This window comes from Mesorhizobium sp. LNHC221B00 (assembly GCF_000502935.1).
Classification (GTDB): Bacteria; Pseudomonadota; Alphaproteobacteria; order Rhizobiales; family Rhizobiaceae; genus Mesorhizobium; species Mesorhizobium opportunistum.
The window spans coordinates 38,142-65,086 of sequence record NZ_AYWR01000011.1 but is presented as its reverse complement, the minus strand read 5'-3'; the positions used below and the strand labels follow the sequence as shown (position 1 = coordinate 65,086).

The 26,945-nt window shown below is 58.9% G+C and carries 23 protein-coding genes; 19 read left to right on the top strand and 4 right to left on the bottom strand.

The window, feature by feature from the left end:
• The first annotated feature begins 4 nt into the window (after positions 1-4).
• From X741_RS151600 to X741_RS151640, 10 genes are all read left to right on the top strand, one after another.
• Entirely contained in the window at positions 5-1,312 is a 1,308-nt protein-coding gene (locus X741_RS151600; protein WP_023766901.1) for an FAD-binding protein, read from the top strand.
• Positions 1,313-1,323: 11 nt separating this feature from the next.
• Complete coding sequence (locus X741_RS151605) at positions 1,324-1,623, top strand: ferredoxin family protein (protein ID WP_023678245.1); 300 nt, start codon at positions 1,324-1,326, stop codon at positions 1,621-1,623.
• A 254-nt stretch (positions 1,624-1,877) separates the two neighbouring features.
• Positions 1,878-3,566 (top strand): nif-specific transcriptional activator NifA, encoded by a 1,689-nt coding sequence (nifA, locus tag X741_RS0134705; protein ID WP_245272730.1) that lies wholly within the window; start codon positions 1,878-1,880, stop codon positions 3,564-3,566.
• A gap of 239 nt (positions 3,567-3,805) precedes the next feature.
• A complete protein-coding gene (gene nifB, locus X741_RS151610; protein WP_023778143.1) occupies positions 3,806-5,284 on the top strand; it encodes a nitrogenase cofactor biosynthesis protein NifB in 1,479 nt (492 codons plus the stop codon).
• Positions 5,285-5,315: 31 nt separating this feature from the next.
• Entirely contained in the window at positions 5,316-5,510 is a 195-nt protein-coding gene (locus X741_RS151615) for a 4Fe-4S dicluster domain-containing protein (protein ID WP_023672218.1), read from the top strand.
• Between the two features lie 96 nt (positions 5,511-5,606).
• Positions 5,607-5,927 (top strand): nitrogen fixation protein NifZ, encoded by a 321-nt coding sequence (locus X741_RS151620; RefSeq protein ID WP_023778142.1) that lies wholly within the window; start codon positions 5,607-5,609, stop codon positions 5,925-5,927.
• The gene (gene nifT, locus X741_RS151625; protein ID WP_023678250.1) at positions 5,924-6,136 is read left to right on the top strand and encodes a putative nitrogen fixation protein NifT; all 213 of its coding nucleotides are present in this window, start codon (positions 5,924-5,926) and stop codon (positions 6,134-6,136) included. The genes X741_RS151620 and nifT overlap by 4 nt, the downstream gene beginning before the upstream one ends.
• A gap of 33 nt (positions 6,137-6,169) precedes the next feature.
• Positions 6,170-7,063 carry an SIR2 family protein gene (locus X741_RS151630; RefSeq protein ID WP_023778141.1) on the top strand — a complete coding sequence of 298 codons (894 nt, stop codon included), beginning with the start codon at positions 6,170-6,172 and terminating at the stop codon, positions 7,061-7,063.
• Between the two features lie 85 nt (positions 7,064-7,148).
• On the top strand, positions 7,149-9,017 hold the full coding sequence (locus X741_RS151635; RefSeq protein WP_023778140.1) for an ABC transporter ATP-binding protein: 1,869 nt from the start codon (positions 7,149-7,151) through the stop codon (positions 9,015-9,017).
• Entirely contained in the window at positions 9,017-10,909 is a 1,893-nt protein-coding gene (locus X741_RS151640) for an ABC transporter ATP-binding protein (RefSeq protein ID WP_023778139.1), read from the top strand. Before X741_RS151635 ends, X741_RS151640 begins: the two co-directional genes overlap by 1 nt.
• A gap of 589 nt (positions 10,910-11,498) precedes the next feature.
• On the opposite strand, the gene X741_RS151645 is transcribed toward X741_RS151640, so the two are convergent.
• The 3 genes from X741_RS151645 to nifA (X741_RS151655) all read right to left on the bottom strand — a co-directional run bounded on the left by X741_RS151645 (position 11,499) and on the right by nifA (X741_RS151655) (position 15,758).
• Positions 11,499-12,539: an LLM class flavin-dependent oxidoreductase gene (locus tag X741_RS151645; RefSeq protein ID WP_023736289.1), complete on the bottom strand. Its 1,041-nt coding sequence runs from the start codon at positions 12,537-12,539 to the stop codon at positions 11,499-11,501.
• Positions 12,540-12,628: 89 nt separating this feature from the next.
• Positions 12,629-13,768: a histidinol-phosphate transaminase gene (gene hisC / locus X741_RS151650; protein WP_023778138.1), complete on the bottom strand. Its 1,140-nt coding sequence runs from the start codon at positions 13,766-13,768 to the stop codon at positions 12,629-12,631.
• A gap of 223 nt (positions 13,769-13,991) precedes the next feature.
• Positions 13,992-15,758: a nif-specific transcriptional activator NifA gene (gene nifA, locus X741_RS151655; protein ID WP_031250074.1), complete on the bottom strand. Its 1,767-nt coding sequence runs from the start codon at positions 15,756-15,758 to the stop codon at positions 13,992-13,994.
• Positions 15,759-17,171: 1,413 nt separating this feature from the next.
• Between nifA (X741_RS151655) and X741_RS151660 the strand changes: the two genes are divergently transcribed.
• Both X741_RS151660 and X741_RS151665 read left to right on the top strand, forming a co-directional pair.
• The gene (locus X741_RS151660) at positions 17,172-18,500 is read left to right on the top strand and encodes a dicarboxylate/amino acid:cation symporter (protein ID WP_023770900.1); all 1,329 of its coding nucleotides are present in this window, start codon (positions 17,172-17,174) and stop codon (positions 18,498-18,500) included.
• 304 nt (positions 18,501-18,804) lie between these two features.
• Complete coding sequence (locus X741_RS151665; RefSeq protein WP_023778136.1) at positions 18,805-19,836, top strand: LacI family DNA-binding transcriptional regulator; 1,032 nt, start codon at positions 18,805-18,807, stop codon at positions 19,834-19,836.
• A 483-nt stretch (positions 19,837-20,319) separates the two neighbouring features.
• Here the strand turns inward: X741_RS151665 and X741_RS151675 are convergent, their stop codons facing one another.
• Positions 20,320-21,345 carry a LysR family transcriptional regulator gene (locus X741_RS151675; RefSeq protein WP_023778134.1) on the bottom strand — a complete coding sequence of 342 codons (1,026 nt, stop codon included), beginning with the start codon at positions 21,343-21,345 and terminating at the stop codon, positions 20,320-20,322.
• Positions 21,346-21,584: 239 nt separating this feature from the next.
• On the opposite strand from X741_RS151675, the gene X741_RS151680 reads away from it, so the two are divergent.
• From X741_RS151680 to X741_RS151710, 7 genes are read left to right on the top strand one after another with little or no spacing between them, the layout of a single operon-like run.
• The gene (locus tag X741_RS151680; RefSeq protein ID WP_023736281.1) at positions 21,585-22,178 is read left to right on the top strand and encodes a NodA family N-acyltransferase; all 594 of its coding nucleotides are present in this window, start codon (positions 21,585-21,587) and stop codon (positions 22,176-22,178) included.
• Positions 22,175-22,834, top strand: a complete 660-nt coding sequence (nodB, locus tag X741_RS151685; RefSeq protein WP_023778133.1) for a chitooligosaccharide deacetylase NodB — start codon at positions 22,175-22,177, stop codon at positions 22,832-22,834. Before X741_RS151680 ends, nodB begins: the two co-directional genes overlap by 4 nt.
• A 14-nt stretch (positions 22,835-22,848) precedes the next feature.
• Positions 22,849-24,207 (top strand): chitooligosaccharide synthase NodC, encoded by a 1,359-nt coding sequence (nodC, locus tag X741_RS151690; protein ID WP_023778132.1) that lies wholly within the window; start codon positions 22,849-22,851, stop codon positions 24,205-24,207.
• A gap of 35 nt (positions 24,208-24,242) precedes the next feature.
• Positions 24,243-24,851 carry a nodulation methyltransferase NodS gene (gene nodS, locus X741_RS151695; RefSeq protein ID WP_023778131.1) on the top strand — a complete coding sequence of 203 codons (609 nt, stop codon included), beginning with the start codon at positions 24,243-24,245 and terminating at the stop codon, positions 24,849-24,851.
• A 35-nt stretch (positions 24,852-24,886) separates the two neighbouring features.
• Positions 24,887-25,171 (top strand): carbamoyltransferase N-terminal domain-containing protein, encoded by a 285-nt coding sequence (locus X741_RS151700; RefSeq protein ID WP_023778130.1) that lies wholly within the window; start codon positions 24,887-24,889, stop codon positions 25,169-25,171.
• Positions 25,172-25,175: 4 nt separating this feature from the next.
• The gene (gene nodI / locus X741_RS151705) at positions 25,176-26,087 is read left to right on the top strand and encodes a nodulation factor ABC transporter ATP-binding protein NodI (RefSeq protein WP_023736276.1); all 912 of its coding nucleotides are present in this window, start codon (positions 25,176-25,178) and stop codon (positions 26,085-26,087) included.
• A 3-nt stretch (positions 26,088-26,090) separates the two neighbouring features.
• Positions 26,091-26,879, top strand: a complete 789-nt coding sequence (locus tag X741_RS151710; RefSeq protein ID WP_023778129.1) for an ABC transporter permease — start codon at positions 26,091-26,093, stop codon at positions 26,877-26,879.
• The last annotated feature ends 66 nt before the right edge of the window (positions 26,880-26,945 follow it).

The following is a 26,945-nucleotide window of genomic DNA, read 5'->3' as shown; positions in this document are numbered from 1 at the left end:
GGACATGATCGAGGAAAACTTCGACGCCATTGTTGTTGGGGCAGGCATGTCCGGAAACGCAGCTGCTTACACCATGGCCAGCCATGGCCTAAAGGTGCTGCAGTTGGAGCGCGGTGAATATCCGGGCTCCAAGAATGTCCAAGGTGCCATCATGTACGCGAACATGCTGGAGAAGATCATCCCGGATTTCAGGGACGATGCGCCTCTCGAGCGGCATTTGGTTGAACAGCGGCTTTGGGTGATGGACGACACATCCCATACCGGGATTCACTATCGGTCGGACGACTTCAATGAGGCCAAGCCCAACCGATACACAATCATCCGTGCCCAGTTCGACAAATGGTTTTCGCGTAAGGTGCGCGAGGCCGGCGCGACGGTTCTGTGCGAGACGACCGTGACGGAGCTCATCCGTGACGCCAAGGACAGGGTGATTGGCGTGCGCACAGACCGGGCCGGCGGAGCCATCTACGCGGACGTGGTCGTTCTCGCAGAAGGTGTCTGCGGACTGCTTGGCACGCGAGCCGGCCTGCGGCAGATGCCGAAGCCACAAACCGTGGCGCTCGCCGTTAAGGAAATGCATTTCCTGCCCGAAGAGGTCATTGAGCAGCGGTTCGGCGTCAAGGGCGATGAAGGCTGCGTGATCGAGGCGGTGGGCACGACCTCCCGCAGCATGGCCGGGCTCGGCTTCCTCTACACCAACAAGGAGTCGATCTCACTGGGCATTGGCTGCCTCGTCTCCGATTTCGCCGCGATGGTCGAGAGCCCCTACGTTCTCCTCGACGCCTTAAAGAGCCATCCTTCGATCCGGCCGCTGATCGCCGGCTCGGAAGTGAAAGAATATTCCGCACACCTCATTCCCGAAGGCGGCTACAAGGCTATTCCGCAGCTCTTTGGCGATGGTTGGGTCGTGGTCGGCGATGCCGCGCAACTGAACAACGCCATTCACCGCGAGGGTTCGAACCTCGCCATGACCTCCGGCCGCATCGCGGCTGAGGCAATCATCGAGGTCAACAGCCGCAACGCTCCTATGACCAAACGAAATCTCGCTCTTTACAAAGCCATGCTGGACAAGTCCTTCGTGGTCAAGGACCTAAAGAAATACAAAGATATGCCGGCCTTGCTCCACACCAATTCCTGCAATTACTTCACAACTTATCCGCGGTTGATGTCGCAAGCCGCGCAGAACTTCATGCGTGTCGACGGCACCCCGAAGATCGAGAAGGAAAAGGCGACCACGGCGGCCTTCATCAAGGCGCGCTCGCGTTGGGGGCTGCTCAGCGACGCGGTCCGCCTTGCATTGGCGTGGCGCTGAAGGGAGACGAAATGACGATCGCAGTGACAAAGTCACGTGTCGAGGACAAGCTTTACCAGAACCGCTACTTGGTGGATTCCGGCCGCCCGCATATCAAAGTGCGACCGCACGAGAGGCCAAGCGCGAACTTGCTCGCGCTTACCCACGTCTGCCCGGCGAAATGTTATGAGTTGAACGACAAAGGTCAAGTGGAGATCACTGCTGACGGCTGCATGGAGTGCGGCACCTGCCGGATTTTGTGTGAGACCAGTGGCGAGATCGAGTGGAACTATCCACGCGGCGGTTTCGGAGTCCTCTTCAAATTCGGATGACCGACGCACGCACGTATTAAGAGGGTTGATCTTGATACAGTTTAGGTCTCGCCCAACGCCAAGTCTATCTTCGTTGCTTCGATCGTCGCTTTGACGAAGAGAAGCTCGTGAATACTGTGCTTTCAGAATTCAGATAAAAAAGGAGGAGCACTCTGGACCACAACCCTTGAGGTGTTTCCATGACCCACGGACCGCAAGATCGGGTCGACGAGGTTGGACCTCGGGAGACCCGCCCTGAACCGCCCATCAAAAGCATGCCCCAATCAGATATCGCGCTCAGAGGACTCTACGAGATATCGAAGGTGCTGACCGCCCCCAGCGAGCTGGAGATTACGCTCGCCAATGTCGTGAACGTCCTGCCTTCATTTCTGCAGATGCGTCACGGAGCAATCGTCGTCCTGGACGCTGAAGGAGAGCTGGAGATTGCCGCGACTGCCGGCAATACCCACGTACGTCAATCAGGCACTCGCCGCGTCATACCACAGGCCGTAACAGATCAAATCGTCGCTACGGGGACGCTGCTCTTCATACCGGACGTGCGCAAGTCCCAACTATTTCAGGCTGACCTTCAAACGTCTTCGAGCATCGGAACCATCCCAATTGCCTTTATCGGTATCCCGCTAAAGGCTGATCATGATATCCTTGGGACATTGTCGATCGACCGCGCCGGAGACGGCGCCACCGACTTTCGCGACGACGAGGACATTTATTTCCTGACGATGGTCGCCAACCTTGTCGGCCGGACCATCCGCCTCCATCGCGCCCTGAGTACAGATCGTCAGCGGTGTGGCCATGAGCAATCGGGACCGGAGAAATCGCCCAACGAGGGGAGGACCTACGGCCCTGCCCGGCATGCGGATGCCAAAATCGACGGGATCATCGGGGAAAGCCCCGCACTCAAGCAGGTGCTCGAAACCGTCTCGGTCGTAGCAGGGACCAATTCCACCGTGCTTCTGCGGGGTGAAAGCGGCACCGGCAAGGAATTCTTTGCGCAGGCCATCCATAAGCTCTCACGTCGGAGGAAGAAGTCTTTCGTCAAATTGAACTGCGCCGCACTGTCTGAAAGCGTTCTGGAGTCAGAACTGTTTGGGCATGAGAAGGGCGCTTTCACGGGTGCTATCTCCCAGCGCGCCGGTCGTTTTGAATTGGCAAATGAGGGAACGCTGCTACTTGATGAAATCGGCGAGATTTCGCCGGCCTTTCAAGCCAAGCTGTTGCGTGTCTTGCAGGAAGGCGAGTTGGAGCGAGTCGGCGGCACCAAAACGCTACAGGTCGACGTGCGCCTCATATGCGCCACCAACAAGGACCTCGAGACGGCCGTCATAAAAGGGGAGTTCAGGGCCGACCTTTATTACCGCATCAATGTCGTGCCAATTATCCTGCCGCCGCTCAGAGAGCGACCCGGCGATATTCCACGCCTTGCGAACGCCTTCCTCAACCGGTTCAACAAGGAGAACGATCGCGCACTCGCCTTCGCGGCGCCGGCGCTTGACCTGATCTCGCAATGTTACTTCCCTGGTAACGTCCGCGAGCTGGAGAACTGCGTCCAAAGGACGGCCACACTTGCGCGCTCAAGGACGATCACTCCATCCGATTTCGCCTGTAAGAAGGGCCAGTGCCTTTCCTGGCTCCTCTGGAAGCGAGCCGACCGCTCGAATGGCGGCAATGCCATCGACGATCTCGCACGGGTCAACGCAGTGCCGGTCGGATTGCGGCTGCCGGCCAGTTGCATCGGTGCCTCCGCAGGCAAGATATCTCCCCTTACGGCCGGCGATCCGAACGATCCCGCTTGTCCCCCGCGTCTGGCGGAACGCGACCGGGTGATCGACGCGATGGACAAGGCCGGTTGGGTTCAGGCCAGGGCGGCTCGTATCCTCGGCCTCACGCCGCGGCAAGTCGGCTACGCCCTGCGCCGGCATGGTATCGTGGTGAAGAAATTCTAGACGTCGTGATGACGTCAACCGTAAGCAGCCCGGAGTGGTCTCGCTCACACTCTGCGCGCCCGAGGCTGCTAGCCTCGCGACCCTATTTGCTTGTCCACTGTCGTAAGCCCGACAAAGGTTTGTCGGAGCAATCCGAAGGAATCTGACACGACAAGCCTATTCGTGAACCGAAACAGCTCTTTGAGCTGGCATAGCTCTTGCGCTTTGGACTGCGACATCACGCAGCAACGGAGCCGTTCATGTCTGCACCGGCAATTTCGCTTGAGAGCCTCAGCACGACATTCGGTGACCAGTTGCTTGGCACCATGAAACCCGGTGGCTGCGCGTCTTCGTCCTGCGGCTCGTCGACAAAGCCCGACGACACGGATCCGGCTGTCTGGGAGAAGATCAAGGATCACCCCTGCTTTTCAGAAGAGGCGCATCACTATTTCGCGCGCATGCACGTCGCGGTCGCGCCGGGCTGCAACATCCAGTGCAACTACTGCAATCGCAAATATGACTGCGCCAACGAAAGCCGGCCTGGGGTGGCCTCTGAAAAGCTGACGCCCGACCAGGCGCTACGCAAGGCGATCGCGGTCGCCAACGAGGTGCCGCAGCTTTCCGTGCTCGGCATCGCCGGACCGGGCGATGCCTGTTACGACTGGAAGAAGACGAAGGCAACCTTCGCGCGGGTCGCCAGGGAAATCCCAGACATCAAGTTTTGCATCTCCACGAATGGGCTGGCGCTGCCGGACCGTGTCGATGAGCTTGCCGACATGAATGTCGATCACGTGACGATCACCATCAACATGGTCGACCCTGAGATTGGTGCAAAGATCTATCCTTGGATCTTTTACGACCATCGCCGCTACGTCGGCATCGAAGCCGCCCGGATCCTGCACGAGCGGCAGATGTTGGGCCTGGAGATGCTGACCGCGCGCGGCATCCTCACCAAAATCAACTCGGTGATGGTTCCTGGCGTGAACGATGAGCATCTGATCGAGGTGAATAGATGGGTCAAGGAGCGAGGCGCGTTCCTGCACAACCTCATGCCGCTGATTTCGGACCCGGCGCACGGCACGCACTACGGACTGAGTGGGCAGCGCGGCCCAAACGCAAAGGAGCTGAAGGCTCTTCAGGATCGTCTCGAAGGCGGCGCCCAGTTGATGCGCCACTGCCGGCAGTGCCGGGCAGATGCCGTCGGCATGCTTGGCGAGGATCGTGGCCAGGAATTCACGGCCGACCGGATTCCCGGCGAGGTCACCTACGATGCCAGCAAGCGTAACGCCTATCGGGCGCTGGTCGCGCAGGAGCGCCGTGATCACGTGGCGGCCAGAAGTGAAGCGATCGGATTGGTCAAGGCAGCGAGGCCCGGCAAATCCGTCCTCTTCGCGGTGGCGACCAAGGGCGGCGGCCGCGTCAACGAACATTTCGGCCATGCGAAGGAATTCCAGGTTTACGAAGCCTCGCCGAGAGGCATCAGCTTTGTCGGCCATCGCAAGGTCGAGCAGTATTGTCTCGGCGGCTGGAGCGCAGAGGCCACCCTCGATGGCGTCATCGCAGCGCTGGAAGGCATAGATATCGTGCTGTGCGCCAGGATTGGAAATTGCCCGCAGGATCAGCTCGCGGAGGCTGGAATCAGAGCCACCGACGCTTGCGCCCATGATTATATCGAGACGGCAATCAGCGCGATTTACACCGCCGCGTCAGGGGCCCCCGCACTCGCGGCGACGGCCTGAGCTGTCTCATTCATTCGGACCAGGAGTTAAAATGGCTTTCAAGATCATCGCATCCCAATGCACCCAATGCGGCGCCTGCGAATTCGAATGTCCTTCCGGCGCGATCAAGTTCAAAGGCGAGAGCTACGTGATCGAGTCACAGAAGTGCACCGAATGCGAGGGGGTCTTCGATGCGCAGCAATGTGCCTCGGTATGTCCGGTGCCGAAGACCTGCGTTCCTGCGTGACCACATGGGCTGCCGACATGGTTGGGGCTGCCTACGCAGGACGCCTGGAACGCCTTGTTCACAATCTGCAGCCGCAAGAGAAATCAGGGAACGGACATGTCGCTCGGACGCGAAGAGGAGATCGAAATCCGCAGGCCTCCAGGATTCATGCCGGGAGAGCGGGTACGTGCCACTCGCCACATAAAGAATGACGGCACGTATCCCGGCAGGGAAATCGGGGAAAATCTCGTGCGGAAGGGCGACGAGGGATATGTGCGCGACATTGGCACCTTTCTCCAGCAGTTCTTCATCTATGCGGTCGAGTGGATCGACCGTGGCACCGTCGTCGGCATGCGAGCGCGTGAACTGATGAGCCTCGACAAAGCCGAGGCGTCCTGCAGTGCTGAAAGCAATTCCAATGAAGGGACGGCCAGATGAAAGTCATGATCCGCAGGACCGATGCTGGCTTGTCGGCGTATGTCCCCAAAAAAGACCTCGAAGAGCCGATCATCAAGCTCGAGAAGGAAGAGTTGTGGGGCGGAACGGTCACGCTCAGGAACGGGTGGCGGCTCCTCCTACCCGATCTTCCACGGGATACGCGTCTGCCGATCACTGTCGAGGCAAGGAAGGTTTCCGAAGAGGACTGATGCTGCCCCTAGGTGCGTCGCGAGGAAACTAGCATGAATACGATCCTGACATCGGACCACCTCGTCATAGTGCGGGACAGTTTTGCCGATAAGCTGCTTGACTTGGCGAAGGAAGCGCTCGCCGCCGATGAGGTGATCCCTTATCTCGGTCCGGGTCTTCTTGGGTTGAACTGTGCGGAACCGCCTGTGCCGCATACTCCGGAGGTCGTTGCCGCGGCACTCAATGCACGGGCGCCCGCCCCTTCCAGGATCCGCACCAATATGTGGTCGGTTGCGCAGTTCATCGAACAGCGCCGGCATCGCCGGACGCTTCAAGCTTGGATGACCGAGATATTCGCAGCGCCGGTGAGGCCAACCCTCCTCCACGCCTGGCTCGCAAGGCTGCCGCTCTCCCTCATCATCGACAGCTGGTATGACAGCGCGATGCGCACGGCTCTCGTGGAGACCGGCCGAACGGACGTCGTTGAGATACAAGGCGTCACGCGGGCGAACGAAATCGGCAACATTTGGACAAAAACCTACGATTTGTCCGGGAGGGAGCTCGACGCCCGATCGGGGGCAAAGACGGTCCTCTATGCACCTCACGGGAGTAGTAGGCCCGCGCAAAACTTTCTCGTCGCAGATTCCGACTATGTCGAAGTCCTGACCGAAATTGATATCCAGACACCGATCCCTGACGTGGTGAAGGAACGGCGCATCACCCGTGGATTTTTCTTCGTTGGCTGCCGCTTCAACGATCAGATGCTGCGCACCTACGCCAGACAGATCATGAAGCGCTCCCGCGGTCCCTATTGCACCGTAATGGACGCGGAAACCCTGACCAGAAACGAAGCGCGTTTCCTTGCGGCGAGCGGAATCACTGTGATCGACATGCCAGTAGGTGAAGCGGCGGCTCGGCTTCTGGGAACGGGCACGGCTGCAGGTTGAGGACGGGATTAACAATGGCGGATGCCTTTGATGATGCGTCCTTCGGCTTTCCACGAAGGCGCAAAATGCAGTCGGGAATACACCCGTGAACAGTGATGCTGTCGGCAGCGCAACGAACGCTCTGAATTCGTTGACCCATGTTGAAGCGGCGCGCTGGGGCCGGGATTTGAGTACGCTGTTGCGCATAACGCGTATGAATTTTCGGCATCCCTGGCAGGTCGCCTTCGCTATGGGCTCGACGATCATGGCGGCAATCCTCCAGTTGCTCATTCCCCAGCTTCTCGGCCGGGCTGTCGACCAGGCCCAGACAGCCATCGGGGGCGGTGTCGCCGGGAGCGCGGCAGGACAAGCGCTCTGGACCCCGGCTCTCCTGCTGCTCGCCGTCAGCGCGCTACGCGGCCTTTTCACGATGGCGCAGAACTATTTTGCCGAAGCCGTCGGGCATCATGTCGCGTACGAACTGCGGCTCGCCTACTACGACAAGATCCAGCGTCTCAGCTTTTCCTTTCACGACCGGGTCCATTCAGGCGATCTGATCACCATCGGAATGCTCGATCTCCAAGGCGTACGGATGTATTTTTCCACCGCGCTCGTTCGCGTGGTCCTGCTCACCATGCTGATCGGGATCGGCGCCTACATGATGATCTCGACCGATCTTATGCTCGGCCTGGTCGCGCTGAGCTTCGTGCCTTTTGTCGCCTGGCGCTCATCGACCACACAGCTTAGGCTGCGCGCCACCTGGCTCGACCTCTATGAGCGCCTTTCGGTACTAAGCCGCGTGATGAAGGAAAATCTCGCAGGCATCCGCGTGGTCCGCGCTTTTGCGGCTCAATCCTATGAGATGCTGAAGTTCGACCGCGCTTCCAAGACCGCGCTCGGCCTCGCCAAGGATCTCGTTGACATCTACGTACCCAGCACGTCGGCGATGACCTTGTCCTTCTTTTTCGCAATGGGATTGGTGCTTTGGATCGGTGGCAACAAGCTCGTCGCTGGCGAGATCAGCGTCGGAACGATGGCGACCTTCCTGACCTTCATGACCATCCTGCAAATGCCAGTCCGCCAGATCGGCCTCATGGTCAATGCCTTTGCCCGCGCTTCCAGCTGCGGTTCGCGGCTTTTCGGTCTCCTCGATCAGGAGATCACGATCAGGGATGCTCTCGAGGCCAGACCGCTTGAGATAAGCGCCGGCACTCTGCGCTTCCACAATGTCTCATTTGCGTACCCCAATGTCGAAAACCGCGCCATTCTGAAGAACCTCAGCTTTGAGGCCCGGAGAGGCGAGACGATCGCGATCGTCGGTCCGCAGGGTTCCGGCAAATCGACGATGGCTCATCTGATCCCCCGCTTTTACGACGTGACCGGTGGCGCCATCACGTTGGACGGCCAGGATATACGCAATGTCACCCTCGAGAGCCTTCGCAAGGCGGTTGCCGTTGTACAGCAGGATGCGTTCCTATTCACCACCACGATCGAGAACAACATCGCTTATGGCGACCCCTGGGCGAAGAGACAGCGAATTGAACACGCTGGCGAATTCGCCCAGCTCCACGACTACATCCTCGGGCTCCCAGCAGGGTATGAGACGGTCGTGGGAGAACGCGGCGTCTCTCTCTCTGGCGGCCAGCGCCAGCGTCTCACGATTGCTCGCACCATGATGCTGCGCCCCTCTGTCGTCGTTTTCGACGACTCGATGGCCGCGATCGATGCCGGCACCGAGCAGCGCATTCGCGCGGCGACGCGGCGCTTCGCCAAGGATCGGGTGACGATCATCATCGCGCACCGGCTGAGTGCGCTTATGCATGCCGATCAGATCCTTTTTGTCGATAACGGCGAAATCGTAGAACGCGGCACGCATGAAGAGCTTCTGGCGAAGCGGGGACGCTACAGGGCCCTTTACGATCTCCAGACGCGCCCGGGTGTTAGCATTATGACCCAGTATGGGGGCGCCCGCTGATGGACCAAGGCCCCGGCGAACTCGAAGCCGAACGTGACGACGGCAGACGCCCTCCGCGCGCGGTCGTCGGCTCGCACCGGATCGAGGAGGAGATGTTCGGCCGGGCTTTCGACAAGAGCATCCTCCGTCGGATCTGGGGCTTCGTCCATCCCTATCGGGCAAAGGTAGTTGTCACGATTGTCGCGATGCTGATCTTCACCGGGACGCAGCTTCTCATCCCCTTGATCATCCGCTACGCGATCGACAACGGCATGAACCCGGCAGGGAGCGATCGCTCAGCCCAGCTTGCGGCCGTCGGCGCGTTCCTTTCGGCGATTTTGGTCAATTTCGCCGCCGGTTACATGCAGGAAACCTTGGATGGGAAAATTGCCGAAACTGTCCTGTTCGACATCCGCCGCGCCATGTTTGGCCATCTGCAAAAGGTTTCGCTCTCTTTCATGGACAAGACTGAGGTCGGACGCCTGATGTCGCGGCTGCAAGGCGACGTTAACTCCATACAGGAGTTCCTGGAAACCTCGGTATATTCCCTAAGCGATGTTGCGCTTCTCTTCGGCATCGTTTTCGTAATGCTGTGGCTCGACTTTCGCCTCGGCCTCCTGACGCTGTCGGTTCTGCCGATCCTGGTGATCGTCCGCATTGTCTGGCTGCCGCGTGCCCGCGACGCTTTCATGGCTGCACACGAAACCAATTCCGTCGTCAATGGCGCGCTGGCCGAAGCCATTCACGGCGTGCGGACCATACAGTCGATGGATCGCCAGCAGGTAAATTTCATTCTTTTTGACGACCGGGCCCATGCCAACCTCAGGACCCAACTGATCGCTGCCAGATATGCACTGGTCATGGTGCCTATCGTCGATGGCCTAACCGGCCTCGCCTTGGCCGCCGTTATTGTGGTCGGCGGCTCGATGGTCGTGAATAGCCGTGTAGATGTGGGCGTGTTGGTAGCCTACCTATTTTACATCCAGCGCTTCTTTGACCCGATCCGCTCACTCACCCTGCAATATTCGATCATGCAGCGCGCCATGGCCTCAGGCAAGCGCCTGACCGATGTGCTCGACGTCAAGATCGATGTTCAGGACAAACCCAATGCCGAGGTGCTTTCGCCCGAAATGGACGGCTCGGTCGAGTTTAGGGACGTCACCTTCGGCTACGATCCGAACCGTTCGGTTCTGAAAAATGTCTCCTTCACGGTCAATCCCGGCGAGACGGTCGCACTGGTCGGACCGAGCGGTTCTGGCAAATCGAGTGCGATGGCCCTGGTCCACCGCTTCTATGATGTTCAGAAGGGTCAGGTGCTGGTCGGCGGGCATGATGTGCGCGACCTCACCCAGGAATCGCTCGGCCGCCAGGTCGCCATGGTGCTGCAGGAGCCATTCCTGTTCACCGGGACGGTCTTCGAGAACATTCGATACCAGAAGACGGAAGCCACGCGCGACAAGGTTATCGAGGCGGCGAAGGCGGTCGGCGCGCATGACTTCGTCATGAGCCTCGCCGACGGGTATGAGACCCAACTTGGCGAACGCGGCGACAACTTATCTCTCGGCCAGCGCCAGCTTATCAGTTTCGCCCGCGCCCTCGTCGCTGACGCCAAGATCCTCGTGCTCGACGAAGCGACCGCCAACATCGACAGCTACACGGAATTGCAGATTCAGAAGGCTCTGATCAAGCTGCTTGACGGGCGGACTGGCCTCGTCATCGCCCACCGTCTCGCCACGATCCGGGGGGCCGACCGCATCATCGTGCTTCAGAATGGCCAAGTTGTTGCGACTGGCAACCACGATGAGCTAATAGCTATGGGCGGCCTGTATTCCAAACTCTACTATCTCAACTACGCCTCCTTCGACGACATTCCCGAACACGAGACCACCGTCCAAGCTGGCTCCCAGACCTGAGTTTTTGGCGGCCTTGTGGTAGTGGCGTTGACTTTCGGGCGTGTCGGCGGACCACTCAGGCCACCGCAGACGCCAGCAGGCAGCATTCAAGGACAAGCACTCCTCGCAGTTCGTGAAGACCGGCTGCGAACGATTTCCTCCAGCATCGTATCCCGACCGCGGTGCACCCCCATCATCGGGCGAGCTCGCTCCCGTTGGTGGCTGGGCGCAGCAAAGCCGCTCGCGAGCGCGCCCTCAACAGCGCCGTAGCGAGTGGCGGCTTTGCTACCGCCGGGCCGCTGATGAAGCTGGATGGGGGGCGCCGCACCGACGCCGCCCCAGGCGAGAAGAACCTCTGCGGCGGGCTATGGGCAACGGCTAGCGCGAGCGCGACGAGCAGACGCGTGCCTGCATCGTGACGCGCTCGGCCATCATCTCCTTAGGATCGTGCAGGTTCACACGATGGCCCAGACGCCAGCCAACGCACAAAGCTGGTATTCTGTGCCGCCGGCTCGTCGTCAGTTTGGCCTCCCTCCCGATTGCCCGTCCCCATCACGTGCACGCTCGAGCACGTGGATGTGAGGGAGCGCTGTGACCGCGAATTTCATGGTCAGCCAAGTCGAGCCATGATTTCGGATTGAATGGTCGTCGCAGTGTACAGGGAAGCATCTAGCGGCAGATTTCCAAATGCCAGTTGACAAAGCAGGTAGTTGGCACCTGCCTCTTCCAACTGACCTAACAGAGCTTTTCGCACAGATTCTGCTGATCCTACCACGCACAATTCACTCTCGACTGCCGCATCGAAGGTCAGCGGCAGGTTTGGTGGAGTGGGGATAGCGTTAAGCTCGTAAAGGAATTGGAAGCTCTTGAGCCAGCGTTCGTAAGCAGGTGCCGCGAGCGAATAGGCATGTGTGTCACAACGCCCAACCACGACCATGCGGAGCAATCCGATAAATTGCGCCTGATCCCCCGCGCCAGCGTTGTCCTCTCGATAGGCGCGGAACGCATCAGTAGTTTTGCGAACAGAAGAGGAAGGTCCTACACACGCGATATTTGTTCCATTCGCAGCCGCCCAAGCTGCGGACTCGGGTCGATTGGCAGCGACCCATGTCGGCGGATGTGGACGCTGATGAGGTCTTAACGTCAAAGGAACGTCATTGAGATCAAAATGGCGGCCTTGATAGCATAGCGTGCCGACCTTCATCGGATTAACAAGTATTTCCATGAGGATTTCGCTGGCTTCGGCATAACGGCCCGGCACCGCGTCCGCACCAATCCCGAAGTAGCCCAATTCGATCGGGAGAGCACCGCGCCCTATGCCCAGTTCGAGCCTGCCACCGCTCAACTGGTCCAGCATACAGATCTCTTCGAACGCACGCAGCGGATGATAAAGCGCAAGCAGCATCACCAAGGGTCCGAGACGCAAGCGCCGGGTGCGCTGGGCGACGCTCGATAAGAACAGATTCGGCGATGGACCTCTCCCATGGGGAGTACAGTGGTGTTCTGCGAGATGATAGGCATAGAACCCTAGCTGATCGCACGCCTCTGCTAATATCAGGCGATCTTCGTATTGCCGACCGATGTCGCGGCCATCCTCGTCCAGATGATCGAAGATGCCGAACGCTAGGTTTGAAGGAAAGACGTTTGTCACTCGATAAGTCCCCGATTTTAAAAGCAGGCTGTTCTCTTGCTGGGACGACCAAGCAAGTCGGAAGAGATGTGTGTGATCGCCGATTAGCGTCAGCGTAACGAAGAAGCAGAGCCTGACGATTCCCTGCCCTTGGAGCTTGGCACCGTTAAGCTTCCAGCAATGTCGCCAGCGACAGCAAGAAATGCATCCATCTGCTCTTTTGTGCCGATGCTAACGCGGATGCAGTGTTCCAAGCCTTTGTCCGGAAAAAACGCGACAAGTATCTTTTGCCTTTCCAATGCTGCTTGCCACCATGAGCCGTCCTGTCCCGCGGGCACACGGGCCAGCAAGAAATTTGCGCGGGAGGGCGTTACGGAAAATCCGAGTTGCGACAGCGCGACTGTCACTCGCTCTCGTTCATACTTGATGTGCTTATGGTTCTCTGCGTAGGCGCCGCGATGCGCAAGCACGCTGATACCAACGGCATGCCCGATGACGTTCATGTTGAAGACGTTCTGGATGTTTCGCAGCCTGCCAATAATTTCAGGGTGACCGAAGCCGAAACCGACGCGAATGCCGGCGGCGGCATAGCTTTTCGAGAATGACCTCAAGATCAGAACGTTCGAATACCGGTTGATGAGGCGCAGGCCGTGATCGGGTGCAAAGTCGACGTAGGCCTCATCAAGGACAACCAAGCGGTCCGATTGTGCTACGAGGCGTTCGATATCGCTTATCGGGAGGAATGTTCCGGTCGGATTGTTTGGATTGGCCAACATAATGAACTTGGCGTCTTTTGCCGGACCGGAAAGCAATTGCTCCATTGGCAGGGAATGAGCTTGACATCCGATTTCGAGAAACTCGGCGCCCTGAACCATGGCAAGTTTGCGGTTGAACGAAAACCCTGGCGACACCATCGCAACCTTGTCGCCAGGTGCGAGGAAAGCTCTGTAGATCAGTCCGAGCAGTTCAGACGACCCGTTGCCAGCGATGACCTGATCCCTGGAAACGCCATAGGTGCTGGACGCTGCTTCCCTCAAGCTGATGTTATCGTCATCCGGATATAGATACTGGCGCTTGAGGGCCGCCACTGCACTTTGCATGATGATTGGCGGCAACGGAAACGGATTCTCATTCGTATTCAGCTTGATAAAATTTCCGTCCGGCTCTGGTCCGTTGGACGGCAGAGCATCTAACTGTCGCGTCACTTGCGGAAGAGCCGAAAGCACAGTTTGCAGTTTTGCATCGGACATATTTTATCTCCGTTTCAGTCGCACAGGGGCATCCGTATGAGCTCCCAACGAGAGCAACATGGCGGACGGGATTGACGATGGCAGCGTTGCCTCTCACACGATGGTCGCAACGCCGACTGACATGGGAATTCGGCCAGGCTGTCCTCGGTGAATCGAGTTGACGCGGACGCGGATCTGCATCGCTGCGCCAAGGCGCTAAGCAGCTCAGCTCATCTCCTCGGTTTCACATACGCTTGATCTCGACGCCGTATTTCCTCAGCACGTAGCCAATCTGGCGCGGGGTCAGTCCAAGGAGGCGCGCTGCCTTTGCCTGCACCCAGCCACATCTTTCCATGGCAGCAATGACGCGCTCTATGTCGGGGGTCCTCGCGCCAATTGGGTGGGTTGCGCCGGCACGCGGGACTGTAGTCGCGGCCGAACTGGCTGCCCCATCCGGCGGCGTGGCCGGATTCGCTGACTCCGGCAGGATCGGCGCTGGTTGCAGCGCGGCCTTGCCCGATCTGCACTTCCACAGCGCCTCGGAAAAGCATTGCCCTTGGGAGCAGGCAAAGTCGTTTCTCCCGATTGATAGTCCCTCGGCCAGGATCGCTGTCCGGTGCACGCAATTTTCAAGCTCCCGAATGTTGCCGGGAAATTCACATTTCATCAGCACTTCAATCGCACGCGGATCGAAAGTGAGTGTACAGCCGTTCTCGCCGTTGAAATTCTTGAGAAACTCCGCTGCGAGGAGCGGAATATCGCTGCGCCTTTGGCGCAATGCTGGTACCAGTAAGGGAACCACGTTGATGCGGTAGTATAGGTCGGCGCGGAACTCATTCCTTGCAACCGCCTCTTCCAGGTTCCTGTTCGTGGCGGCAATCACGCGAACATCGACCTTGATGGTCTGATTGCTGCCGACGCGCTCAAACTCCTGCTCCTGCAGCACGCGCAGTAGCTTTGCCTGGAACGAGGCCGAGATCTCGCCAATCTCATCCAGAAACAACGTCCCCTTGTCAGCGAGCTCAAAGCGCCCCTTGCGGGAATTGAATGCGCTTGTGAAGGCACCCTTCTCATGACCGAACAATTCGGATTCCAGAACTGTCTCTGGGAGCGCTGCACAATTGAGTTTAACGAAGGGCCGCTTGGCGCGCGGCGACAACTCGTGAATTGCCTTGGCAGCGAGCTCCTTTCCGGTACCGGACTCGCCTCGCAACAGAACCGTGGTTTTTGCCTTGGCTACGACCGCGATCTTCTCCAGCAGCGCGCTTATCGCGGGACTGTCACCAATCATCCCCTCGACATGAACCTTTTTGCGCCGGGGTGCAGGGTGCTTAACATCAGAAAATTTCGTTTGCAGCCGATCTTCCAACTCCGGCGGTCGCTCGCGGTCGCCCGCGGAGAAGCGATGCAACTTGACTGTCTGTCCCACCATGTTGGCAATCATAGTGAGCAGCCGGACATCGTAATCGAGCCGATAGCTTGACCTGCTTTCCAAAGCCCTGTCCATAGTCAGCGCGCCTACGGCGTTCCCATCAACACGAATGGGAACGCCGATGAACGACACGGTCTCGGAGGCCCCAAGCACCTCGATGTCAGCGGCAGTGAAGGCCGGATGCATCGCTATGTCCTCGGTGACGAGCGGCGTGTCCGTCGTCACAATCTGATCGATGGCGTTGCGCGGCAAACGCGACCGGGAGGGCTCATTGCTGTTCGTGTCGCAGCCGCTGGCCACGGTGATGTCCAGTCCGCCCTCGGCATCGCAGAGAGCGATGATGCCGTGCCGCATCTGCACAAACGAGTGCAGGAGATCAACGATCTTGGCCAGCGTAAGTTCGAGCCGGGCGGGATCGGCGAGTATTTTCGATATTTCGAAGATTCCGGTGAGCGCGCGCTCGTGCAATACCCCATTCGCAGGATTCGTGTCGGACTTTGGACAACCCTTTATCGCACCCGGCAGCGATATGCCGCACTCGCTGGCATTTTGTTCCGATTTGCGAATGTTGTGGTGCATGTGATCCTCGATCTGGCGCCAGCAAATGTATCCTGGCGGCATGTGCGCCCGCGACGTCGCGGGCAAGCGCGAAAATGCTCCGACGTGAACTCGTGCCGCCGCCGTTTGGTCGAGTGCAAAGCGGGTCGAGCCCTGACGCATCGCTTGGCTCTCCCTCCACGAAGCTTGGCCATGCTATTGGCTTGCACCAAGGCAACCAAACGTTGTTTTCAGAAGACTGGAGCGAGGCGGGATAGTCAATCGAGCTTTCTTTCATCTGTGAAAGGAAACCTCGCGGCCTATGATAGGATTCATCAGTTCTATTTTTGCGTTGAAGCAGAAATACCTGAGCCGGCGATGCGGTGCCCGAGCGGCTGACCGCGTCGAGTGTAAATGCCGGGCCGTGCCATTCACCAGCGCCCGCGAACGGGGCGGGAGCGATGATCACTGCCAACGACACTGGTCGGTTGCGGCAACCGCCATTTTTTTCCCGAGTTGACCATTCGGATATGCAGCGGTGTCGCGTGTGAAGGAAGCTGGCGTCGAGCACGGCTTCGTAGGCGGTGCTCGCAACTTCTGAACCGCACCGTCGCGGTCAGCACCAACGGCGTCAATCTCTACGTCTCGACGTCGCTTTCATGCAGCGGGAGCGCTGCAAAGAGCACGGCAATTCTCCGCTTCAACAGGGCCTGGTCGTCCGGCGTCAACGAAGAGAGCGAGGCCGATCTGGACTGTCGAGCGGGCGCTTGGTGTTCGATTTTCCGAGGCTAGCGTGCTGGATGGCCTAAGACTTTTAGCAGCGACCAAGGAAAGCTCACCGTCAGTGCGCTCGAATGGGCCGAAACAATCACACCAACGCGCTGTGGGCTGACCGGCCGCGACTCGCAACAGTGAGACGTTTGTTGGCGGCTTTCCCTGGTCTCATCGGGGCGGAAATGGACTTCGCAAAGCGAGCTTGCGACAGTCGAAACGGAACTGGTTCACGCCGATCGCAGGGGCTGTCGTCGCCTAGTTCTTGTCGGCTCGCCTTGTTCTCCTTTGGCAAGATGTAACAAGGCGCGAGCAACACAACGATTGACGACGCACCCAAAAGCACTGGCCGACAGAACCTGCGCTGGCGCCAGCGATGCGGCCCGTCCAAGGCCGGCTAAAACGAGGAACCCACCACGCTCTGTGCAACAAAACCGCAAGCCAGAGGGACCGACCGGCAGCACTCTGCCAGAGACCATCAAGGGCGTGCCGGACCGCGGCCTATCCCGCTGGTCTGACACCGCATTCCTCCATCATTGGCGAGCCCACGTCAGTTCAGGTCATGCGGATTCATCTGGCATGGGTATTGCGGCGGCGTTGGTGCAGCGTTCGACCGGAGCGCCGCGATAGGGAGAAGCCCGGGAGAAGTCACGCCACCTCGATCCGGTCAGGGAGAGAGAAACAGTGTCAGCTGCACAAGTTCGCGGCGCGAGTCCCGCGCCCCGCAAACCCTTCTACACCAAGCTCTACGCCCAGGTGCTTGCCGCCATCGCGCTCGGCGTCGCAATTGGCTATTTTTATCCGGAGACCGGCGAGAGCCTGAAGCCGCTGGGTGATGCCTTCATCAAGCTGGTCAAGATGATCATCGCGCCTGTCATCTTCCTGACAATTGCCACCGGCATTGCCGGCATGAACGATCTTCATAAGGTCGGCCGGGTCGCCGGTAAAGCAATGGTCTATTTCCTCACCTTCTCGACGCTCGCGCTGATCGTCGGCCTCATCGTCGCCAATGTCGTCCAGCCTGGCGCCGGCCTCAACATTGATCCGGCCTCGCTCGATGTCCAGGCCGTGAATACCTATGCCGCAAAAGCCAGCGAGCAGTCGGTCACCGGCTTTCTGATGAACATCATCCCGCCAACGATCGTCGGTGCCTTCGCGGAAGGCGACATCCTGCAGGTGCTGTTCTTCTCGGTTCTGTTCGGCATGGCGCTTGCGATGGCCGGAGAGCCGGGCAAGCCTGTCGTTTGCTTCCTTCAGGCGCTCATCGCGCCTGTCTTCAAGCTCGTTGGAATTCTGATGAAGGCCGCGCCGATCGGCGCTTTTGGCGCAATGGCCTTCACCATCGGCAGATATGGCATCGGTTCGGTGGTCAACCTCGCGATGCTGGTCGCGACGTTCTATTTCACCGCCTTCCTCTTCGTGTTCGGGGTCCTCGGCGCGGTCTGCCGCTACAACGGCTTCTCGATCTGTTCTCTCATTCGCTACATCAAGGAAGAGCTGCTGCTTGTCCTGGCAACGTCCTCCTCGGAGGCGGCGCTCCCTTCGCTGATGCAGAAAATGGAGAAGGCGGGCGCCAGGCGTTCGGTTGTGGGTCTCGTCATCCCGGCCGGATATTCATTCAATCTGGACGGCACGAATATCTACATGACGCTGGCGGCCCTCTTCATCGCGCAGGCGACGAACACGGATCTGTCCATCGGCGATCAGGTGCTGCTGCTGCTCGTAGCAATGCTTTCCTCCAAGGGCGCTGCAGGTGTCACAGGCGCGGGCTTCATCACCCTGGCGGCTACGCTCGCCGTAGTTCCGAGTGTTCCCGTTGCTGGGATGGCACTGATACTCGGCATCGACCGCTTCATGTCCGAATGCCGGGCGCTGACGAATTGCGTCGGCAACGCAGTGGCATCCCTCGTCGTCGCCCGCTGGGAAGGAGAATTGGACCGAGCACAGATGAAAGCCGCCTTCTGCGGTCATCAGCTTGCCGAGGCATCAAACCGGCTACCCTCCTCCCAATAAGGTGGGCGGCCCACGACCTGTTAAGTCGCCTAGCTGGTCACATGAACTGAACGCCCGACCCGCAGCCTCTAAACGGCTCCTCACGGACCATGTAGCAGAAGCGCTAAATGTGTGAGTGCAAACCGTCACCGCCCTTTAAGCGAATGAGCCTTTCAGTATACCCGGCCGGTTTACGTCTGGAATGATGTTCGTCCAACACGCTGTTGGCCATTCGTATGGGACGTCTTCACTTTGCCACCCGAAACCGAAACGCGTCAGGCGACAGAGAGCCGGCCCGCGTCAAAAACCGATCAGAATAGGACCTATGACCAAGCGCCCCACAATTGCCGATCTCGCCCGCGAAGCCCGAGTCAGCGTAGCAACGATCGATCGGGTTCTGAACGCCCGCCATCCGGTGCGCGAGGAGACCGCGCGGCGGGTCCACGACGCCGCCCACGCGATCGGCTATCATGCTGCCGGGCTAATCAAGCAGCGCTTGCGGCGAGACCTACCGCACTACCGTCTGGGCTTCATCTTGAGAAAACCGGCCCAGCATTTCTACCAAGATTTTGCGCGCGAGGTCGAAGCATCGGTCAATTTGGCCCAGTCCTTCCACGGCATTCCGCTCGTCGAATTCGCCCCGTCACATATGCCGAGCGACCTGATCGCGCCGCTCAAGGATTTGGGCGCACGCTGCCATGCGATCGCGATGGTGGCACCGGACCACCCGAAAATTACAGCAGCGGTTGAGGACCTCAAGGCCAAAGGCATTCCGGTTTTCTCGCTGCTTTCCGACTTCGCCGCCGGCGTGCGACAGGGGTATATCGGCCTTAACAACCGCAAGGTGGGGCGCACGGCCGCTTGGATGGTGTCCAAGGTTGCAAAACGGCCCGGCAAAGTGGCGGTTTTTGTCGGCAGCCATCGTTTCCAGGGGCACGAGCTCCGTGACGTCGGCTTTCGCTCCTATTGCCGTGAGAACGCGCCCACGTTCGAGGTGCTGGATCCAGTCATGAACCTCGAGAAACGGCAGATCACCTACGAGGCAACGCTTGATCTCATGCAGCGAGAGCCCGAGCTCGTCGGCTTCTATGTCGCCGGCGGCGGCATGGAGGGCGCCATCTCCGCGCTCCGAGAAGAGGGCAAAAGTCGCGATCTCGTCGCGATCGTGAATGAAATCACGCCGGAGTCTCGGGCGGCGCTCGCAGATAATATCGTCACGATGGCGGTCGCCACGCCAATGCGCCGACTTTGCCAGGAGCTGATAACGCTGATGACGCGGGCTATCGAGACCGGCACCGCTGAAACTCCCGGACAGACATTTCTCCCGTTCGACATCCATCTGCCGGAAAATATATGAAACTCATGGACTCTGTCGTAAGTCGGGGAGTTGAATGATGATCCCATCCCGCGGGGTGGCCGCACCCACGGGCCTCAGCCGGGCAGGATGAAGCGCCGATTAGATGAACGGATCGGCCACGCGTTCAGGCAGAAGCGCGGGGTCAATTGCCTGGGTCCGCAGCGTCAAGCTCCACCGGCTTCATTGCCAAGTGCCCGACTTTCTCGGTGCAGGGCACTGTCGTCAATGCCAGTAGCCGAGCGAGGCTGGCACAGATTGGATCGACCACGTCGACCGCCATCTCCTCGCCTGGCCGCGCGTGAAAAGCCGCGGCAAGGCCTGCGACGTTGGCATTTAAGTGGGGCTGAGCATCTTCTGGGACTCCGCAATCAGAATCGGAGGCGGCAGTCAATTCAGTAGCTACCCCGGGCGTGTGTTCTGCTCGTTCCTGGCCCTCGTACTTGACGAGCAACTGCGCCGCTCTGCTGGGCAAAGGCCCGGTGTTTAAGTGGGGCTTAACATCTTCCGGGACTTCGCACGCGAAATCGAGGTGGCAGTCGGTACCAACAACCGCAAGGTCGGATCGGCGTGCCCGAGGCGCTCAATGATTTCAGGCAAAGGCGCCAGGCGAGATGCCTCCTGCAACATCATTTCCCGCATCCACATGCTTGCCGGATCACTATTGTGAAGCTCAGGCCATTGGACGGCTTCCGTGAATGCAGGAGGCGGAAGTGGCGGCGGAAGTTGGACAATCCGCAGGGGTGTTGTTTTTGCGAAATGCTGCGCCAGCCGCAACGGCATGGTCCCGATGCGGTTGGTGCCTAACAGGAAGGGCGCGATCAGGCTAAAGCCCTGTACGACCACCTCGACACGTCTCTCGAAACCGTGCTCGAGCAAATACCATTCCTCCATGGTGGGCTGCCGGGTGTGCCTGAATTTGAGCACGACATGCCCCATGGACATGTATCGCTCGAATGTAAGTGGCTCTGACAGCTGCTTGTTCGTGCCGCAGCCTACGCATACGAGCATATCTTCGAACAGGGCTGCGCGAGGATGTTTCGACATGAACACTTCCGGCATAATCAGAAAATCAAGGTCGCCGCGCCGGAGAAGCTCCTCGGGGTCGTCGCAAATAGGCAGACATTCAAAGCGAACGGCGGGAGCTTCCCGCGCAGCACGCTCTACGATCTTCTTAAAAAATACGAGCGTGATGTAATCGGAAAGCATCATTCGGAAGAGACGATCCGATTGGGCCGGGTTGAAAGCGTCGGGGGAAATAATCGATAGCTGGATGTGCAGCAATGCCTCCCGGACTGCTGTGGCGAGCCCGTCGGCGCGCGGTGTCAAAATGAGCTCGCGGCCGTTCATCGTAAATAGCTCATCGTTGAAATAGGCGCGTAACCGAGCAACGGCGGCGCTCATGGCCGGCTGGCTCAGGTTGATACTGCGAGCCGCGGCAGTGACTTTACGCTCCCTCATCAGAGCGTCCAGCACAACGAGGAGATTTAGATCGAGTCCCTTGAAACGCATGTCATGTTCTATCCAACGTGTGGATGCGTATCATTCAAACAATCAATTTTACGAATTTACGAGCCATGCATTAGAGGAACGTTAATGAGCGACGTCAAGCTCAAATCGACGACACGGGCCGGAACTTCGAGAGAGCGTCTGGCTCACCTTCGCCAACGACAACGGCTGAATGCAGCCAACAGCGCCGCTTTGGTCGGGTAATGCGGCCCGCAAAAAACTAATATGAAGAGAGGTCCTGAATGCGCCATCAGGTGCAGTGGAAGTTGTGCTGGGAAAACGAGTTGCAGCTCTCCGATCACGTTGAGCTCGCCGAGTTCTTTCGTGATACGTACGGGCCGACTGGGGCGTCCAACGCAGAACCGTTCGAAGGTAGTCGAAGCTGGGCCGGAGCCAGGCCTGAACTCCGCGTAATCGCCTATGATTCAAGCGGTGTAGCGGCTCACATGGGCATACTGCGCCGTTTCATCAAGGTTGACGCGGTCGACCTGTTGGTGGCTGAGCTGGGCCTGTACGGGGTACGTCCGGACCTTGAGGGTCTCGGAATCGCCCATTCAATCCATGTCATGCTTCCAATACTGCAGGAGCTTGGCGTTCCATTCGCTTTCGGAACGGTCCGGGACGCGCTGCGGAATCATGTTGAGAGGTTCGGGCGGCGATACAGGCCTTTGGCCGTTTTGTCGGGAATTCGCGTGCGCTCCACCCGACCAGAGGCCCGCCTCGACCTGCCGCCCACACGCATCGATGACGCACTCACCATTGTTCTGCCGGTTGGACGGCCGATCAGCGAATGGCCCACGGGCACGATGATAGATCGGAACGGACCAGAGCTATGAGCCGTCCCGATTGCTTGTACGAAGTGCGCCGTGAGTGCTCTGACGGCACCGGCCGTCGCAGCGTTTATCTGACGTTTGACGACGGTCCCAATCCACTTTTCACACCGGAGATTCTCGATGTGCTGGCAGAGCAGCGGGTGCCGGCGACTTTCTTCGTCATCGGCGCCTACGCCTTAGAGCACCCAGATCTAATCCAACGGATGGTCGCAGAAGGGCACGAGGTAGGCAACCACACGATGTCTCATCCGGATCTGTACCAATGCGGTTTCGGCGAAGTGCAACGTGAGGTCTTTGAAGCCAACGACGCCATCATGAGAGCGTGCCCGCAGGCCTCGGTGCGCTATGTTCGCGCGCCCTACGGCGCCTGGAGCGAAGAAGTCTTCACAGCGTCACAGATCGCCGGGCTGGCGGCCCTCCATTGGTCCGTCGACCCCCGAGATTGGTCTCGCCCCGGGGTCGACGCGATTATCGATAAAGTGCTCGCCTCTGTCCGGCCGGGCGCAATCGTACTCTTGCACGACGGATGCCCTCCCGGCGAGTTGGGCCGGGGCGCTCACGCCGGTCTGCGCGACCAGACGGTCACGGCGCTGTCCCGGCTGATTCCAGCATTGCGTGAGCGCGGATTTGTAATCCGCTCACTTCCTCAACATCACTGAACAAACGAGATCCCATGACTCTTCTTGGTACAACCAGCACTGTGACCATATCGCTTTATGCGCTGCTCTCGACTGCTTATAAGAGCATGCAGGGGCTTTATGCTCTGCCGACAAACGACTCATCGGCGTTGGAGGTTCTCGTCGGCTCCGATCAACTGCCCAGCGTGGATGTCATCGTCCCCTGCTTCAACGAGGATCCGCGCACGCTTTCAGAGTGCCTGGCTTCCATTGCAGACCAAGAATACGCCGGAAGACTTCGGGTCTATGTGGTTGATGACGGTTCTGGAAATCGCGAAGCCGTAGGAACTGTCCACGAAACCTACGCGCGCGACCCTAGGTTCGACATCATTTTGCTTCCCGAGAATGTTGGAAAGCGCAAGGCGCAGATCGCCGCGATACGCCGCTCATCCGGGGATCTGGTGCTTAACGTTGATTCAGACACGCTACTCGCGTCCGACGTCATTGCCAAGCTTGTACCGAAGATGCGAAATCCAGCGGTCGGCGCGGTCATGGGTCAGTTGACGGCCAGTAACCGGAGCGAGAGCTGGCTGACCAGGCTGATAGACATGGAGTACTGGCTGGCTTGCAACGAGGAGCGCGCGGCGCAGGCTCGCTTCGGTGCCGTTATGTGCTGTTGCGGCCCATGTGCCATGTACCGCCGGTCTGCGCTCCTTTTGTTACTGGACCAGTACGAGTCGCAGTTTTTTCGGGGCAAGCCAAGCGACTTCGGTGAGGATCGCCATCTTACTATCCTGATGCTGAAAGCAGGCTTTCGAACCGAGTACGTTCCGAGCGCCATCGCGGCCACAGTCGTCCCGAACAGACTCGGACCGTATCTGCGCCAACAACTCCGTTGGGCACGAAGCACATTCCGGGACACGCTGCTTGGGCTGCGCTTGCTGCCCAGCCTCAATAGCTATCTCACGTTGGACGTGGTCGGACAGAATCTCGGCGCGCTACTCCTCGCCGTATCGGTATTAACGGGCCTCGCACATTTCGCACTGACAGGCTCTGTGCCTTGGTGGACAGGACTGATGATCGTGTCCATGACCATGCTCCGATGCAGCGTGGTAGCATTTCGTGCCCGACAGTTTCGATTTCTGGGCTTTTCGCTGCACACGTTCATCAACATCTTTCTCTTGCTTCCGTTGAAAGCCTACGCGCTGTGTACATTGAGCAATAGCGATTGGCTGTCGCGAGGCTCTGCTGTCGCTACATCGAAAACTGGGGGAAAACAGGCCCCCACCCAAACTCCGATCACTGGTTCCAGCAGGGCAGAATTCTCGCCGCATGCGGCTCCGCTTCGCAGGCTCAATCTTGCGCGGGATTCTTCGGAATTAGTGCTGTCGGGCAACATTTGCGGCGACGAGTGATCGCTAATTACCTAGTGGACGAGAGGTGCACGAGTTTGACCCAGAACGTGAATCATCAGTTGCTTGATCGGGAATTGGCCGCAGACGATCCGTGGCTTCTCGACGGCAATCCGTTCGAGCGGAAGCGCCACACGCAAATGCTCCAGCTGGCGCTTGCCCAAGGCTCCATTTCAAATGCCCTCGAAGTCGGGTGCGCTGCCGGCGCATTCACGGAAAAACTAGCCCCCTACTGCCAAGGGCTCACCGTCATCGATGTCGTGGCGCAAGCGATTGCTCGAGCACGTCAACGGATAAACGAGCCGTCGCGCATCAACTGGATAGTCTCCGATGTTCAACAGTTTTCGACCGACGAGTTGTTTGACCTGATCGTTGTGGCGGAGGTCCTCTACTATCTCGAAGACATAGTCGAGATGCGCGCGGCCGTCAAAAACCTGGTGCGGGTGCTTGCGCCAGGCGGGCATCTGATCTTCGGATCGGCAAGGGATGCTAATTGCCGTCGCTGGGGTCACGCCGCTGGTGCTGAGCCGGTCATCGCCATGCTGAACGAAACGTTGATCGAGGTAGAGCGTCTTGAGTGTCGGGGCGAGTCGGTCAACGAAGACTGCTTGCTCGTCCGTTTCCGGAACCCGCTTTCCGCTTCCTGATGAATCGAATCTATCGCCGTTAACCTGGAGACACTATGCGCATCTGTGGTACCAAGCTGACCCATGATGGGGCGATCGCCCTGGTCGAGGATGGACGGCTCGTCTTCTGCGTCGACCAGGAAAAGCGGCACAACGATCCGCGTTACCAAGCCATCGATAATCTCGACGCAATTATCGCCGCTTTACCGGAACAGGGGCTAAATCCTTTTGATGTCGATCAGTTCGTTATCGACGGCTGGGATGGCGAAGACGAGTCACAGTTTCAGGTCCGGCAGGCAACCAAGCAACCGCCAGTCTTGGCGTCCCTCTCGGTAAAATGAACCCATGTCCATGGTAGCGATCGATCTTACTGACGTAAGCAAAACTTATGACAAGCTCGTTGTCGACAGGCTGTCGTTCCGCGTTGCGGCGGGGGAATGCTTCGGGCTCTTGGGACCGAACGGCGCGGGCAAAAGCACGATTGCGCGTATGGTCCTCGGCATGACATCGCCCGATGCGGGGAAGATTACTGTGCTCGGCGTTCCAGTGCCGGCGCGCGCGCGTTTGGCACGTATGCGCATCGGCGTGGTCCCGCAGTTCGACAATCTTGATACCGCGTTCACTGTACGCGAGAACCTGTTGGTGTTCGGGCGCTACTTCCGGATGAGCAGACGCCAAATCGATGCGGTCATACCATCGCTGCTTGAGTTCGCCCGCCTCGAGAACAAAGCGGATGCGCGCGTCGCCGAACTGTCCGGCGGCATGAAGCGGCGCCTGACGCTCGCGCGTGCGCTGATCAATGACCCGCACTTGCTGGTGATGGACGAGCCGACCACCGGCCTCGATCCGCAGGCCCGCCACCTGATCTGGGAACGGCTGCGATCGCTGCTGGCGCGGGGCAAGACTATTCTTTTGACTACCCATTTCATGGAAGAGGCCGAGCGGCTGTGCGATCGGCTGTGCGTTATGGAGGAGGGGCGCAAGATCGCCGAAGGCCGCCCGTCCGCACTCATTGACGAGCAGATCGGCTGTGACGTGGTCGAGGTCTACGGCGGCAATCCGCATGAACTGGGTGCGCTGATCCGGCCGTACGCACAGCGCATCGAGGTGAGCGGTGAGACGCTTTTTTGCTATGCACCCGATCCGGAGCAGGTGCTGGCGCAGCTACGCGGGCGCGCGGGTCTACGCCTTCTGCAGCGTCCCCCCAATCTCGAGGATGTGTTTTTGCGGCTAACCGGGCGCGAGATGGAGGACTGAACAATGGGCGAACGTTATGCGGCGGGCATGCCCGCCAATGCGTGGAATTGGGTCGCGGTTTGGCGCCGCAACTATCTTGGATGGAAGAAAATCGGGCTTGCATCGGTGCTCGGCAACCTCGCCGATCCGATGATCTATCTGTTCGGTCTCGGCTTTGGAATCGGAACAATGATAGGTCCTGTTGAGGGCACTTCGTACATTGCGTTTCTCGCGGCTGGCATGGTTGCCACAAGCGCGATGGCATCGGCGACCGCTGAAACGGTTTACGGGAGTTTCGGCCGCATGGGCGACCAGCGCACCTGGGAAGGAATGCTATGCACTCAGCTGACGCTCGGCGATATCTTACTGGGCGAATTGGCGTGGGCAGCCACCAAGGCCCTGATGGCGGGCACAGCAATCACTATTGTTGCCACCACGCTAGGCTACGCATCGTGGCCATCCATCCTCTGCTTGCTGCCAGTCATCGCTCTCAGTGGCCTCGCCTTCGCGAGTCTAGCGATGGTCGTCACGGCGCTTGCGCCCAGTTATGAATATTTCATATTTTATAATACGCTTGTTATAACACCCATGCTCTTCCTTTGCGGCGCGATGTTTCCGGTCAACCAATTGCCCAGCGCTTTTCAGGACATCGCCTCCTTGTTGCCCCTCGCACATGCAATTGACCTCATTCGTCCGGCGATGCTTGGCCGTCCGGCCGGCAGCATGGGCCTGCATATCGGCGCGCTTTGCATATACACGGTTTTGCCGTTCTTCCTATCGGTTGCTCTGTTTCGTCGTCGGCTGATGCGTTGACGCTCTCACCATTCGTGAAATTGATTGTTTGGGCGATACCCATCCACGCGTCGGATAGGTCAATGC

Bases quoted from the DNA above. Each gene is read 5' to 3' on its own strand.
- X741_RS151600 (WP_023766901.1), top strand. From the start codon at position 5: ATGATCGAGGAAAACTTCGACGCCATTGTTGTTGGGGCAGGCATGTCC.
- X741_RS151605 (WP_023678245.1), top strand. From the start codon at position 1,324: ATGACGATCGCAGTGACAAAGTCACGTGTCGAGGACAAGCTTTACCAG.
- nifA (WP_245272730.1), top strand. From the start codon at position 1,878: ATGCCCCAATCAGATATCGCGCTCAGAGGACTCTACGAGATATCGAAG.
- nifB (WP_023778143.1), top strand. From the start codon at position 3,806: ATGTCTGCACCGGCAATTTCGCTTGAGAGCCTCAGCACGACATTCGGT.
- X741_RS151615 (WP_023672218.1), top strand. From the start codon at position 5,316: ATGGCTTTCAAGATCATCGCATCCCAATGCACCCAATGCGGCGCCTGC.
- X741_RS151620 (WP_023778142.1), top strand. From the start codon at position 5,607: ATGTCGCTCGGACGCGAAGAGGAGATCGAAATCCGCAGGCCTCCAGGA.
- nifT (WP_023678250.1), top strand. From the start codon at position 5,924: ATGAAAGTCATGATCCGCAGGACCGATGCTGGCTTGTCGGCGTATGTC.
- X741_RS151630 (WP_023778141.1), top strand. From the start codon at position 6,170: ATGAATACGATCCTGACATCGGACCACCTCGTCATAGTGCGGGACAGT.
- X741_RS151640 (WP_023778139.1), top strand. From the start codon at position 9,017: ATGGACCAAGGCCCCGGCGAACTCGAAGCCGAACGTGACGACGGCAGA.
- hisC (WP_023778138.1), bottom strand. From the start codon at position 13,768: ATGTCCGATGCAAAACTGCAAACTGTGCTTTCGGCTCTTCCGCAAGTG.
- nifA (WP_031250074.1), bottom strand. From the start codon at position 15,758: ATGCACCACAACATTCGCAAATCGGAACAAAATGCCAGCGAGTGCGGC.
- X741_RS151665 (WP_023778136.1), top strand. From the start codon at position 18,805: ATGACCAAGCGCCCCACAATTGCCGATCTCGCCCGCGAAGCCCGAGTC.
- X741_RS151675 (WP_023778134.1), bottom strand. From the start codon at position 21,345: ATGCGTTTCAAGGGACTCGATCTAAATCTCCTCGTTGTGCTGGACGCT.
- X741_RS151680 (WP_023736281.1), top strand. From the start codon at position 21,585: ATGCGCCATCAGGTGCAGTGGAAGTTGTGCTGGGAAAACGAGTTGCAG.
- nodB (WP_023778133.1), top strand. From the start codon at position 22,175: ATGAGCCGTCCCGATTGCTTGTACGAAGTGCGCCGTGAGTGCTCTGAC.
- nodC (WP_023778132.1), top strand. From the start codon at position 22,849: ATGACTCTTCTTGGTACAACCAGCACTGTGACCATATCGCTTTATGCG.
- X741_RS151700 (WP_023778130.1), top strand. From the start codon at position 24,887: ATGCGCATCTGTGGTACCAAGCTGACCCATGATGGGGCGATCGCCCTG.
- nodI (WP_023736276.1), top strand. From the start codon at position 25,176: ATGTCCATGGTAGCGATCGATCTTACTGACGTAAGCAAAACTTATGAC.
- X741_RS151710 (WP_023778129.1), top strand. From the start codon at position 26,091: ATGGGCGAACGTTATGCGGCGGGCATGCCCGCCAATGCGTGGAATTGG.